This is a genomic window from Caballeronia fortuita (genome assembly GCF_001544835.2).
Lineage (GTDB): Bacteria > Pseudomonadota > Gammaproteobacteria > Burkholderiales > Burkholderiaceae > Caballeronia > Caballeronia fortuita.
The window spans coordinates 17,008-30,411 of sequence record NZ_FCNX02000003.1 but is presented as its reverse complement, the minus strand read 5'-3'; the positions used below and the strand labels follow the sequence as shown (position 1 = coordinate 30,411).

Genomic DNA, 13,404 nt, shown 5'->3' with positions numbered 1-13,404 from the left:
CAAGTCAGGAACGTGGCATCGCCGTCGAAATTGACGCGTCTTACCGAAAAGGGGAACCGCTGCAGGTCCGGTTCCGATGATTGAGCATGTGGCGCCTTGCGGTACCGCTGGGGCCGGCTTAGGCTTGCATCGTGAAAGAGGCTTCCCGCCCTTGGGCGGCAGCCTGACCCACTTCGCGCCAGCGCAATTGGGGCCTCGGCCGTACGGTCAGATACCATCCGCCGCGATGGAAGCTCTACGGATTCGTCGCAACATCATTCTCGCGACCAACTGGCTGTGGCCGGCTGGCTCGTTCGGTCCTCGTACTCGGCATAAGGTCTGTTGTCGGCAAGTGGAGCGGATTGATCTCGGAAGGAGACTTGCCATACTCGGCCTTTCTGGCCTAGCGCGGTCCGCGCCGTCGGGCCCGTGCGATAAAATGCACGTGTAGTCTCGAAGCTTCCGGTCCCAAACTCTGTTCGTCTGCCTCTGTCCGTAATGCCTCGCAGCGCCACCCGAACGCCCCGCAAATCGGGGCACTCGATCGGCCCTCGCGGACCTATGACTCGCTCGATGTTGCTGCCACTGCCAATGGCCGCGGCGGAGAAAATGTTGCTGCAGATCCACGTAGCCCTGGCGGCCTGCCGTCGCCCCAAGCGCGGCACCTCCTATCAGTTCAATGAACTGCTGCCGGCCCTGGACATCACCTATCACCTGCAAGAAAGGGGTTTTGCTGGTCTTCCGATGCAAGTGTACGCGAGTGCCGAGCTTGGAATGAACACCGCGATTACGAACGCTGAGCAACAGCGGGCGTGGTTCATTGACGCGCCGACCGCTTCCCTGCTCGGAAAGATCCTGTCGCTTCACGACCAGCAGTTGCGCTCGATCGCTCGATCGCACTCAAGGATTTTGACCGCGGCGACCGAGCGCCTCAAGCGATTCGTCGCAAGTCAACGGGCGTCGCCGCTACCGGATGGGCTTTGCGCCGAAGCGCGCAACTCGCTGCCGACCAGGTCTTACGAGAGCCCCTGTCGTCCCAGGCTGGTGACAAGAGTGCGTAGCGACGAAGCGCGGAATGTTGGCCGCTTGTGCGGCCGGCAGCCACGAAGGACGGGCGACGATCGCAAGGAGCACAAGCCATGGTCGTCGCGCATGCCCTGCAACGAGTCGCAGTCCCGGCAAGGCTGGCGCCTTCTGACGGAATTGGCAATCGCAACACTCACGACCGGCACGCCAGCTTGGGGAGATCCGCCCCGCTAACAGCGCACACGGAGCCTGAGATTTTTGCCGTTGGGCCCGCACCCGGTCGGCTGGCATGCACGGTCGGGACCGTCCTGAACTCCGGGCCGGCGAATCCGATGAGTCGATGAGTTATCCCACGTTCCGACATTCGCTGACCCAGTGACTCGTGTTCTTCGGTTACCGAACCCATGGCGGTAGTAGTAGATCGTTGCGCCGCGCAAAGCTTTCCACCTATGCCCAGAAACGCACGATCGTCGGACGCGCCCGTTAGAGCAGGCCGCATCAAGTTCGGCTCATTGCAGTCAACGTTTTTGAGCTTGACAGGGCGGGGAGCCCTTTCTCACTGGGGGGCTTTTGTCGTTCATCGATCAGTTCCGTAGCATCCGAATTCCTTCACCGGCGCAAGCTCGTGAGACCGATCACCAGTAAGCGATCGAGAGAGTTCCGCTGCTTCATCGCTGCCATCGAGACGGCTAACGAGCGTGGTATTTCACGCGTCAGGTTACCGCTTGATGAACGTCACGGTCTTCGCTCCGAAGCGCTAGCGGAACGCACCAACGTTTCGTGCGCGTATGGCAGCGTAGAGCAGGGTGACAGCTCAAGGGTGGGTTCAAACATGCGTCTCAAAGCCATCGTGCGGCATCGGACAAGAGTCATGGGAACGGCAGAGCTATAAGAGCTACATGATTTTCGGTTAGGATAACGAGCGCTTAGCCGTGCACGCGTTTGCTGTCAACGGCAAGTGGGCCTAGGCATACTGGCTCAGCGGACTTGACCACTATCAGGAAAGCATTCCTGCCTTTCTCTCTCGCGAGAGCGCATAAGCCGCCGGGAATCAGCAGGCTGAAGAGCACATCCGCGCCCGCGTTGTTCGACAAAGATTGACGCCCAGTACGGCGAGAAAGGGAGCGAGTCCTGCGCCGGCCACCAACGTGATGCGAATTTAAGCGGCGGCGCGAGCTTCGCTGCCCCTCCCTGTCAGCACGGGCGCTGACTGCCAGCGCACCGCATCACTATCAGACGGTGACAAAAAAGCTAAGTTCGATTTCTTCGTCACCTCGTTCACCCGTCGACTCTCAATGAACTTCATGGGCGTCCCTCCTAACGGCGCCTAGAAATGGAGGTCGTAGAGAATACGGAGATTTTCAGCGGGAATCGTCATCCGTTGGGCGCACAAGACCCGACCGTTCACTGCAATATTGGAGGTCTCAATTAAGCGACGCGAGATTTATTGCATCGGCCATTGCCTTGTAACCCGCATCATTAGGATGAAGGTGATCGCCACTATCGTATGCAGCCAACATTCGCGTCGAGTCTGCCGGATCTTGGATAGCTTTATCAAAGTCGATTACCCCGTCGACCCCCTTCGGCGCCAATCGAATGAACGCGTTGACGGACTGCCGATCAGCTTCGCTATTTGTATTGAAATACGGAGACCCTCCCATGGGAGTCAAAGTCCCAAGATAGACCTTCAAACCCCTCTCCTTCGCCTTGGAAATCGCCGTCTGCATTGCCTGAATAATCTGGTTCGCCGTAACCGCTTGTGAAGGAAGCAGATACGGAAAACCAATATCATTGATGCCAAGTAAGATGATGACGTGCGTCACGCCTGAAATTCCAAGCACATCCCGGTCGAAACGGCTAAGCCCGTTGGGACCCGTACCATCGGTCAACCAACGGTTCCCTGAAATGCCGGAATTTACAACGGCCAAATTACTAAGACGGGAACCCGGAGATTGCGCGAGATCGTCAAGAAAGTTAGGCCACCGATGGTTGGCGTCGACAGTCGAATTGTGACCGTCCGTAATCGAGTCGCCGAATGCAACGACAACTTTCGTGTCGTTCGACGAATTTACGTCCAATTCGGAAACCCAATAGTATGATGTCTTTGAAATGGCGTTCTTCAACACCCCGTTTGAGGTTTGATTCCCCGGCGCGAAATAATTCGTCTGTCTTGCATCGGAATGTACATCCGCAACTTGCACCCCACCTGCGAGATATATACTGATTGCGATTTCGTCGTGGGTCGAAACAGGGATGTTGATGCTGTCACTCCAGGCAACCGCACCCGGTTCCAAGGTAAGCGCTGTGGATCCCGAAAACGTCACCGGCTTATCGGTAGCGACATCGATAGCGCCTCCACTTCCTTGGTTACGCGCAATACGTATGGCCGAGAAACTAACAGGACCGGAGCCAAAAAGGTTAGCCAGCTTCAGTCGCACAGCATTTCCACCCTTTGATAGATGCACTATTTGTCTAATCGTCTGATTTTCAACTGTAAAGGGTGTCGACACGGGAACAATAGAGAGTGGGTCATTATAGTTCTGCGGCGCTGCGTACCAAGTCGCCACCCATCTGTTGGGGGCATCCACTCCGCCGCCGCACGCGGCCAACAATATTGACGTCGCAGCGACGATCGAGATTACGGACGCTGCGGAAGACAAAGATGATTTTATGCTCTTCGTTAAAGCCGCTAACATAACGTGTCTCCTTTTAGTGGACCTTTTTTTGCGAATCGACCGCAAGTTGTCGCTTGTCCGGGTTATAAATTAGTACAACTTCAATCCACAGGCCAGGCATTGCTTCGTGATCTTAAAGCTTTTCCACGTCGTTACTCGATGCGCTGAGGTCCGACAAAAAGTGGCGTTGTCGACATCGCTTCTCCGGCGCGCTCGACTTACAAACCTCGACGCCACCCGCCTTTTGTATCGCCGAAGCCTTTCTGTCGTTCAGATGGTCGAATAGCAACTTCCGAGACCAGTGCAGCGGCTGAGTCTGTTGTGCTGCTTGTTACCCTCACCTCCCCGAATGACGATTCCTCATAGCTGCCGGAGCCGCGCATCTTCTCTTCTTCCTGATCCTGAATGGCCGTCTTCGGGCAGCATGCGGCTAAGCTCGTCTCGCGATCGGTCTGTATGAACACGGCGTCTCCATTATTGAATCTCGTCGTAGAAAGGCCGATCGCGTTGCGCCAACCTTGGGGCCACGCATGTTTGGATACGCGACTGCTTACTAGCGCCTACCCGACATCGCTGTCTATTGAACCGCTCTCAAAGGCATGCAGTCATTCTGAATCGCGAAACTGACTGGACTCTTACTCGCACTCTCGTCGGCGACATGGAAAGCACTATCGTTTTCCCGAGGGTCATGGAGAGGCCGCCTCCGGACGCCGCCCAAAACTTAAAGTGTCGCGTGCGGAATGTGAACCTTGTGATCTGCGCGCGGCACATGCGAACATCCCTTCCTGCGCGCACTGACTATTGCCTGACCACCCGTCGCCCTCGCAACGTCATAGCATGCATTCGATACGGGCCTAGTTCCTGATAATCCAACGATCGGTCTCCCAATCCAGTTAGGTTCCAGTTCGGAGGACGGCTGCAGTATCCATGGCCACGGTTCGATGCCGGCTAGCTAAGTCCTGTCCAACCGGTAAGAGTCAGTTAATATTGAACCCCCTCCATAGGCACCGCTCATTTCTAACTCCAGGCGCATTCGCGAGCCAGTTCAAGCGGACGCCTCGTCGAAAGCTCAACTCGTTGCGATGCGCTCGCAAATCCCAATCAAGGTCAAGTCAGGATCGCGCATATAGATTGACGTCAGCATGGTCGACTCTTTGTGGACCCTCGTTGGCCGGATTGATTACCGCCATGCTGGCAGCCGCAGTGACGAACTCGCCGTGGATTGTCGTCGCGGAGTCGGAGAAGAAGTCGATCGCCATGGCGCAACACCTTTGTTCGCAGATTGTATGTTTGTAATCAGGCGATATTGGCAAGTAAGCGTCGCATGATCTTGCCTGTGCTCGTTTTCGGTAGTTCGGACACGAAGCGCACTGCACGTGGCATCTTGTAGGCGGCCAGGTGCTGACGACAGTGCACCAACAGCGTTGCCTCGTCGAGCTGCGATCCTTCGCGCAATACGACGAAGGCGACGGCGATTTCGCCCTTCTCCTCGTCGGGGATGCCAGCCACTGCGGTCATTACTACGTCAGGGTGCATCGCGACCACCTGCTCCAACTCGGCCGGATACACGTTGTAGCCCGCTGTAATGATCATGTCCTTCTTGCGGTCTACGACGTATAAGAAGCCATCCGCGTCAGCATAGGCAATGTCACCCGTCGCTAGCCAGCCCTGTGCGTCAAGCGCCTGCGCAGTCGCGGTGGGATTGTTGTAATAACCGACGGTCACTTGCGGTCCTCGCACCATGAGCTCGCCTGGCGTACCACACGGAGAGTCGCGAGACGTATCGTTCAGGTCCGCAATGCGCACCTGCATGCCCGCGAACGGCAGACCGATCGAGCCGGGCCGCGCTACCCAGTACGGCGAGTGTGTAACCGCAGGGCCGGCAACCTCGGTCATACCCCACAGCTCTAACAGCGGACAACCGAAGCGGTCGACGACTGCTTCGATCTTGGCAACGGGCATCGTTTGCCCCCCGACCGTACAACGCTGTAGGCTAGAAAAGTCGGCACCCGCGATCTGAGGATGCGCCAACATCTGGTAGTACATCGTCGGGACGCCCTCGAATAGCGAGACTCGCTCCGCTTCGATCAATTCGAAGGCGCGACCTGCATCAAACTTTGGTGTGCTAACCAGCCGGGTGCCCGCAAGGAACATCGCATTCATCACGATATTGCCGTACACGTGTGCGTACGGCAACGAAGACAACACTACCTCGCTGGAATGGCGTACATGGAACGTCGCCGTTCCGACCAGGCTCTCCCACAGAGCGCGATGGGTCAGCATTGCTCCCTTCGGCTTACCCGTAGTGCCTGAGGTGTAGGCAATCGTGAACAGGTCGTCGGGCCGGCGCTCGACCGGTTCCCGATAGCCCCCGTGCAGTAGCGATTCGAATTCCATTGCGTCTGCCGCATTCCCCAGTGCAATGCGGCAGACCTGATCGTCTAACGGCACCGCCGCGCTGCGTTCGCCGGGCAGAATCGCCGCGACGGCCTTCGAATCGGAAGCGATGTACGCGACCTCCTGGGCACTGAGAAGAATGTTGGCCGGCACGACAACCGCGCCGAGCCGCGCGATCCCGTGATAGGCGACGATCCATTGCCAGCCGTTAGGCAGATACAACACGACCCTATCGCCAGGCCCGATGCCCAGATCAGCAAGCCCGCCGGCGAAGCGCCCCGCGAGTTGGTCGAACTGGCTATAGCTGTATTCACCTTCGCCCGGCAGTGTCAGCCCGATCCGGTCGCCGAATCGCCCAGCGGCGTGCCGAACCAGATGAGTCATCGTAGCGGCTCGCATCATTCAACCTCTACGTCGCCGGGAATCAGATCCGCTGTGAGGACCTCCAATGACTCTGGAGCGACGTAGCTGGGCACCACATGATTGCCCGCCTTCATCTTGGCCACTGCGCTACCGACTTGCTCGACCACTCTTGCGCCCTCGTGTTCAAGTACGGCCGATAGTGGTGTGGGAAAATATTGATCCGGCACCACTAAGTCCGTCTGGCACAAGCCCACGCCTTTGATGCGCACCAGCACTTCATTGTCACGCCGATCTTCGAGTTCGATCCTGAACGCGCCTCTATTTTCCCTGACTACTGCCGCATTTACTCGTGTCACGACTGTCTCCTACTGTGCGGCAGGCAAAGCCTGCGCGTTGTACTTGTTGGAGTTTCTCGGGCAACGCGCGCCCGGACATTACGGACTCCGTTCGCTTCATGCCCCGGCGTCGCGGGCGTCACAACGAAGGACCCCAAGGCTTACCGCATGTCCCGCTCAGCGCCGCTCACGTCGTTGGCGTTCTTCAGTCTTCGGTAGCGCCGCGCGATCGAACAGTGGTACTTTCCTCGTCCAAGGCACCGATAAAATGGTCACGATAGACTCCGCCTGAGCCCATGACGTAAGCGATCGCCGTACTCGGGCCCACGTCGCCATCCACGTCCCTCGGCATCAACCTTCATATCGCGGTGATTGAATCGGCCGTGCTGCCGAGTCGTTGATGCACGTTTGACAGATCTGTTTACGAACGCGGATAGGCAACTCTGCGCCGAGAGGCTGATTGCACTAGCCAGACTCAGGAACCGCTTACCCTCCCCACCCTGACCTGGAGGTCGGACTGAATACGGGGCGATTCCTATACGAAAATTAAGAACGCAAGCGACGCCGTTGTTGGCGCGCGCGGCCGCATCCTCCGTGCTATCCGTTGCGAGAAGCGCTGCGCGTCCTTCATGGTGGAGCGAGGAACGAACATGTTCCGAGCGCGCAGTACCAAGGAACGGGAAGCGATCAGCGCGCGCCTGCTGCCGTCTATCCGCGGCAGGTCGACTCAGGCATCGCCCAAGTGACAACGGGCTATGACGGAAAGTTTCAGCTGTCCCATGCCCTTGCGCGGAGACAACCAAAGTGCAACGGATCCTTATCTCGCGCCGCATCGTGGTCAACGCTGAAAAATCGAGACCAAGTCGCGAGAACGAGTAGGATTGCTCAAAGCTAGCTAATACAGCTTTCTCGTCGTCCCACGGGGCCGAACCTGAAATACGCATCTCTGTCGAAGCCTTCATGTGTCTCTGCGCCGTGGCCGCACGCACGTCAGACAGAAGTCCAGCGGCGCTTGCATGTTGTTGAGCAAGTCTATGTCAGAGGGCTTGGCAAGTTTGTCTCGCATGAAACAATCTGTTATCCGGATTTCCCCGAGGGCACGCGGTACCTCAATGCCTGTAGTGTCCCTCCTATGAAAATTGTTGACGATCACCTATCCCGCTCACCTTGGTTTTCGGGCCTTCCAGCCGACTTGCAGCAAGCCGTGCGCAACGGCATCGTATCGCGCGTAGTCGAGCCCGACGGTTATGTCTGCCGACGTGGAGACCATTGCCGCCATTGGGTCGGCGTGGTCGATGGCTTGGTCAAGGTCTGTAATTCGTCGCAGACAGGACGTTTAATGACGTTTGCAGGCATTCCACCCGGCGCCTGGTTCGGAGAAGGAACGGTTTTGAAGTCTGAACAATGGCACTACGATGCCATTGCGCTACGGCCGTCACTCGTTGCATTGCTACCGGCGGAACTCTTCTTTCGAATCCTCGATGAGAGTCTCTTTTTCAACCGATTCCTACTCGAGCACATCAACGAGCGGCTCGGGCAGCTTATGGCGACGGTTCAGAACGATCGTCTATCGGAACCGTCTCTGCGTGTATCGAACTGCCTTCTCGCGATGTTCAATCCCAAGCTCTACCCCATTTGCAGCGCTGAGATTGCGTTGACGCAGGAGGAAATCGGCTATTTGTCCGGCATCACGCGTCAAAAGGTTAATCGCGCGGTCCGACGCCTTCAGGAAGTGGGACTGGTGAACGTCAGTTATGGGCGCGTCGAAGTAACGAATGTGGAGGGCTTGCGCCGCTTTGCAGAGGCGTCAGAGTGACAGCGGGAACTTGCTTCGCATTTGCGACTCGATGTTTTCGGGGATTCGATCCCGTCCGTGAGAGCTGAGTTTCAATCTTGCTGAGATCCGCCCCGTCGTCGCCGAATAGGCTGCCCTGTTCGGTTCCGACCGCGATGACGCTAAGGTCAAGTACCCCTCCCCGGCCAGCGGACGAGCGCTCTCCTCCCTAGGTCGCGAACTGACGTACCTTGGTCGCGCAGGCGTGGCTTGAAATTTCGCAGACCGTGACCGACCGCCTCCAAGCATGGTACGCCGACTGCCGGGCGGAAGGCGTCCACCACGTTCGCGCTCCGGAAACGATGCCTGGATTCCGTGAGTGCGTGCGACAGTGAAAAGAAATGGCGAGTGTTGATATGGTCGCTCATCAACGCTTTACCCAGGCTCAGCACTGCTGCCGTAGCCACCCCATAGCGTTGACCGGAGCCTCCAGCTCGGCGCGCGACTTATCGCGAAAAAACCGCTCGATCGCCGAGAAAGCGTGGTCGAGTTGTATCGCGTGATGAGCAGCGGCTGGATCGCGGTCCCGGACTCGGGCAGGCGCCAGTCGAGTAACGCGCATCGGCATCGCGGACAGCCCATCACGCAGTTGACGGACGCGTTGTTGCAGCTTTATGCGCCGCTGTGCACCCTCGTACTCGGCGATGAATTCGAGACTCGCCCGCAAGGTTTGCGCGACTCCTGGCGGCGCGGCGGTCGTATAAATCTAGCTGCGCGCGACCGGCAGCAACCATTCCGAGATTTGCGGATGCGCGGCCACGGCACGGTGAACGGATTCGGCATCTCCGAGGTCGCGGAATCCGCCCGCAATGCGTTGCGTCTGCCTGTGTCTCGGCGGCCCGCAGAATTGCGAGGATTGCGGCGAGGCGCTAAGGCGCGCGGCGAACATGATCGCCGATTCCCACCATCTGCATCTGCCTATGCGTTGATGCGTCATCATATCGCTGAGGCAAACGAAGAAGGAGCGCGTGGCGGCACCAAACCATATGCTGCTTAGTCGGATCGATGACCTGACGGGCGCGCCGAACCGCTGCTTCACTTATTCAATCTCGCCGCAATTCTGAACGGTCTCGACAGCCGGAGAGCGAAGTAATGTTGTTTAACTTAAGAGGCCTCGACCGCCATTGCGTGGCAATTGGTCGGTGACAACATTGCTTTGCTACGCTTGACGATCGATCGGCCCAAACCGGACTGCACCGATGAAACCTTAGCCGGGCACTCCCGCACGGGCGGCGAGCGACGCTACGAGCGCGCTGGCGCAGAGCATGGCGACCGCAAAGCCGAACGACGCTGTGTATCCGGCAGCGTCGAACAGTACGCCACCGACACCCGCGCCCAGCGTGATGGATACCTGGATGATAGCCACCATCAGCCCGCCGGCCGCTTCGGCCTCGTGTGCCATCGTGCGGCTTAGCCAAGTCCACCATGAGACCTGTACAGACACGATCAGCATGCCCCAGCCGAACAAAAGGACCAAAGCGTAAAGCTGTGCGCCACCGACGGTAATAAGTCCGACCCCGAGGGCCGCCATCGTGAGCGGAAGCAGTGTGAGCGCAACGAAAAGATGCTTCTTCAGAAGGATGCTGATCCACGAGGATCCAACGATACCGGCAAATCCGAAGGTGAACAGCATGCCTGATACGGCCATGGGGTCGTTGTTGGTTACAACGTCAAGGAACGGACGCAGATAGGTGAAAAATGCGAAGTGCCCGGTGTTGAAGAGCCCAATCGCAACCGCACCCGACGCGAAGCGAAAATTTTTGAATAGCCCGAACACGTCCTTGACGCTCTTCGGCTGCTGCTCGGAAGAGAGGCTAGGAAGCGCACGCCAGAACCAAATCAAGGCGATCGCCGCGAGCGGTACGATAAGCCCGAAGGCCGCTCTCCATCCGATGATGCTGCTTAAGTAGCTACCCAGCGGCGCCGCAACGGTCGCAGCAATCGCATTGCCGCCGTTGATCAGAGCGAGCGCTTTCGGGACTTTGTCTTCCGGCACGAGGCGTATGACGATCGCGGTTGTCAGGGCCCAAAATCCTCCGATCGCCACGCCGATCATGGCACGACCAATCATCAGGAATGCAGAGTTCGAAGCACTCGCGACGACGACACCCGAAGCAAGCATCAGGCTAATAAGGTAAAGTGCCACCCGTTTTCGGTCAGCGCGACCAATGACTGGAGCGATAAATAACCCTGTGAAGAGTGCGAACAATCCAGCGATCGAAATGGATTGCCCTGCATGGCCCTCCGTTATTTGAAGATCAGCGGCAATCGGCGTCAAAATCGCAACCGGTAAAAATTCGGAGGCGAGAAGCAGGATGCCGGTGAATGTTATTGCAAACACCGACGCCCAATTCGGGTTCACGACTGGTTTTTTGGCGGCCTGCAGCATGGTTACCTCGCTGTTTGATATGGGGGCGTCGTCGTCTCGCGGACTGCCTGAGACCCGACGGGAATCTTTCTGGTGCAGATTTTCGTGGGACTTCTAGCTCGCTATTTCCTAGCGCGCTAGTTGATTGACCGTTGACCGCGTGAGTTCCCTACTGACCTTTACACCGTCAACGGTAACGCTAGAGTGACATCGTCCGATTTAATTGCACCAAGTCCCTGCGCGACGACGGGCCCGGCCCGTCGGTAAACACCTTCATGATTGCGTCCCGGTTAGCGGGCACACGTCCCTTAACGGCACTAGCCAGGGCGATCTCGAGTTCGTTGCGCGTGAGTTCGGTGCAGTAGGCTGGAGCACCCGGCTGGAAGCGCCAGGACTCACCCAGCGTGCCGGCGTCGACGCTGTCGAATCCGGTTTCGCTCACTAAGCTTGCGAGGACATCTTTCGCGACAACATCGTCGCCAGCAATTGGGATCGCTATCCGTCCCGACTCGGACGGCTGAAGACCGGCCTCTCTAAGAGTTGAGGATAGCAGTGCATTCCATGCCTTCAATAAAGGGCGCCTGATTCGCTTACTGACCCACAGCGTCTCAGGTTCGCCGGCATCAACCTCATCGATGTGACCGTCTCGTGCAGGATAGTAGTTGGACGTATCAATGATGATCGCAGTAGCGGGCGTATGCTTGAGCAACTCCGCCGCCGCCAGGTTCCTATTAAACGGCAGCGAGAGGATGACGACGTCGGCGTCTTTTCCTGCGTCTTCGCCGGTGGCAGCTTTAATGTCCGTATCTTTGACGACGTCGGCCAAGCTTTCAGGCCCCCGCGAGTTGGCGAGCTTTATTGCATGCCCGGCCTTTGACAGTTTGCGGGCCAGTTCCAACCCGATGTTCCCGGCGCCGATGATTCCGATTTTCATGACGATCCCTCTTAGTTTTGATCGGGTTGCAAGAGTCCGTTAAGAGTGTCCCGCAGGGTAATGACTTCCCGCGCGCTGAGCGGGCATTCGCCGTCGATGCTGTCGCAGACGCCCCAGACTTGTGCCTTGAGCTCCTCGCCTTTAGCGGTCAGGCTGACGAGCACGCGGCGCTCGTCCTTTGGGTCCCGCGTGCGGGTGACAAGCCCCTGCACCTCCATTCGTTTCAGGAGCGGGGTGATAGTGCCCGTATCCATTCCAAGGCTGTTCCCCAGGTCGCTGACGTAGCGTGGCGTGCCCGTGTAAAGCTCGAGCATCGCGAGATACTGAGGAAAGGTCAGTCCAAGCGGTTCGAGGAACGGCTTATGCAAACGCGCCATCCGACTGGCGAGGCCATAGATTGCGAACGAAAGCTGCATGTTTGGTGCGTGCTGCCAAGTTCGCGGGGGCCCTTGAGTATCTTGCCTGTCTTCCCTATCTGTCATGTCTCTAGATCAACTGTTACTAGACCGCGATTTCCTATTGTACAAGATAAATGCTGGCTGTCTAGCCGTGACAATGCATCCCAGGCGACGAGCGTTGCGCCTTCGATTACTCTGGAGCGCAACACAGCGCGCGATGTATGAACTGTCCATGCCGCACCTGGGCTCACGCTGAGTTGACTCGGCGAGCGCTTTCGCTAAGCCCATGGTCGACATGGTGACGCGCGCTTCCGAGTCAACACCCCCTTCCAAAGAATGAGCATTCCACCGCCCATGGCGCGCGCGGCGCCTCATCCCGTGCGGGCTTGACGCGTCGCACCGGCGACGGATTGATCGATGCGTTTGCCAGCGCCCGGTAGTGCATCGACGGCTCGATGGCGCATTGCCATGCGGCCCTACGAGCGAAGGAGATGAAGCGTCCTGTAGCGAGATCAGTTCCCGCATCAACAGGTCTTTGATGTGTTCATGAATAAGGTTATCGAGCACGTGCAACTACAAGCTATTGGCTTCGCTTCTGGGTGGGTTGCGTCATACCAGCCGAAGCGCGCTTCAACAATCGCGGTCACCCGTCTGCCGCGCCCACCTTACGGTGGGCTTCCTGCATGTCAGCGGATTTCATCGCTACCTGTTCTCCGGTGACGTTGCTGAACGACTGCTTCCGTTTGCCGTATTGGGCGCGGTTTCCTTAGACCCTTCAGTGGTACTGGCTCACGACGCTAGCCGTTTCCTCGATCTCGCCATCCGTCTCGCTGCTCGCCCTGCCCGTCTCCTTGAGCGTCTTCGAAGGGAAGCTCTGGCCTTGCCCCTTGCCCCGGTTCATCGCGCACCCGCGTGCGCCCGGAAAACGTCATCGCGGTGGTTGTCATGGCTGCGCCGCGCAAGCTCCGGCCCAAGTCGCGGCGTCGGCGGTCGTGCCAAGAACGAGGAAACATGTTTCCAGCCGAGCGGGAATCAAAGGAATATCGGAACGGGGGATGACGCTAGAGGAGTATCCTATGGCCGTCAATCGAAAAT

At 58.0% G+C, this 13,404-nt stretch carries 12 protein-coding genes; 3 read left to right on the top strand and 9 right to left on the bottom strand.

The window, feature by feature from the left end; genetic code table 11:
- The first annotated feature begins 552 nt into the window (after nucleotides 1-552).
- Nucleotides 553-1,239, top strand: a complete 687-nt coding sequence (locus AWB77_RS07185; RefSeq protein WP_157694765.1) for a hypothetical protein — start codon at nucleotides 553-555, stop codon at nucleotides 1,237-1,239.
- A 1,190-nt stretch (nucleotides 1,240-2,429) separates the two neighbouring features.
- Here the strand turns inward: AWB77_RS07185 and AWB77_RS07180 are convergent.
- The 5 genes from AWB77_RS07180 to AWB77_RS07170 form a co-directional block, all read right to left on the bottom strand.
- Nucleotides 2,430-3,701: an SGNH/GDSL hydrolase family protein gene (locus AWB77_RS07180; protein WP_082852605.1), complete on the bottom strand. Its 1,272-nt coding sequence runs from the start codon at nucleotides 3,699-3,701 to the stop codon at nucleotides 2,430-2,432.
- A 197-nt stretch (nucleotides 3,702-3,898) separates the two neighbouring features.
- Nucleotides 3,899-4,144, bottom strand: coding sequence for a hypothetical protein (locus AWB77_RS35635; RefSeq protein WP_157694764.1), 246 nt, complete (start codon nucleotides 4,142-4,144; stop codon nucleotides 3,899-3,901).
- Between the two features lie 648 nt (nucleotides 4,145-4,792).
- Nucleotides 4,793-4,939 carry a hypothetical protein gene (locus tag AWB77_RS35630; protein ID WP_157694763.1) on the bottom strand — a complete coding sequence of 49 codons (147 nt, stop codon included), beginning with the start codon at nucleotides 4,937-4,939 and terminating at the stop codon, nucleotides 4,793-4,795.
- 37 nt (nucleotides 4,940-4,976) lie between these two features.
- A complete protein-coding gene (locus AWB77_RS07175) occupies nucleotides 4,977-6,461 on the bottom strand; it encodes a class I adenylate-forming enzyme family protein (protein ID WP_208601504.1) in 1,485 nt (494 codons plus the stop codon).
- A 14-nt stretch (nucleotides 6,462-6,475) separates the two neighbouring features.
- Nucleotides 6,476-6,796 (bottom strand): alcohol dehydrogenase catalytic domain-containing protein, encoded by a 321-nt coding sequence (locus AWB77_RS07170; protein WP_082852604.1) that lies wholly within the window; start codon nucleotides 6,794-6,796, stop codon nucleotides 6,476-6,478.
- Between the two features lie 1,111 nt (nucleotides 6,797-7,907).
- Between AWB77_RS07170 and AWB77_RS07165 the strand changes: the two genes are divergently transcribed.
- Entirely contained in the window at nucleotides 7,908-8,591 is a 684-nt protein-coding gene (locus AWB77_RS07165) for a Crp/Fnr family transcriptional regulator (RefSeq protein ID WP_061133737.1), read from the top strand.
- 499 nt (nucleotides 8,592-9,090) lie between these two features.
- Nucleotides 9,091-9,606, top strand: coding sequence for a hypothetical protein (locus tag AWB77_RS35625; RefSeq protein WP_157694762.1), 516 nt, complete (start codon nucleotides 9,091-9,093; stop codon nucleotides 9,604-9,606).
- Between the two features lie 210 nt (nucleotides 9,607-9,816).
- Here AWB77_RS35625 and AWB77_RS07150 read toward each other — a convergent pair whose 3' ends face one another.
- From AWB77_RS07150 to AWB77_RS37165, 4 genes are all read right to left on the bottom strand, one after another.
- Entirely contained in the window at nucleotides 9,817-10,998 is a 1,182-nt protein-coding gene (locus AWB77_RS07150) for an MFS transporter (protein ID WP_061133734.1), read from the bottom strand.
- Between the two features lie 178 nt (nucleotides 10,999-11,176).
- Nucleotides 11,177-11,911 (bottom strand): NADPH-dependent F420 reductase, encoded by a 735-nt coding sequence (locus tag AWB77_RS07145; protein WP_061133733.1) that lies wholly within the window; start codon nucleotides 11,909-11,911, stop codon nucleotides 11,177-11,179.
- Between the two features lie 11 nt (nucleotides 11,912-11,922).
- Nucleotides 11,923-12,327 carry a MarR family winged helix-turn-helix transcriptional regulator gene (locus AWB77_RS07140; protein ID WP_061134061.1) on the bottom strand — a complete coding sequence of 135 codons (405 nt, stop codon included), beginning with the start codon at nucleotides 12,325-12,327 and terminating at the stop codon, nucleotides 11,923-11,925.
- 757 nt (nucleotides 12,328-13,084) lie between these two features.
- Nucleotides 13,085-13,210, bottom strand: a complete 126-nt coding sequence (locus tag AWB77_RS37165; protein WP_279616173.1) for a hypothetical protein — start codon at nucleotides 13,208-13,210, stop codon at nucleotides 13,085-13,087.
- Between the last annotated feature and the right edge of the window lie 194 nt (nucleotides 13,211-13,404).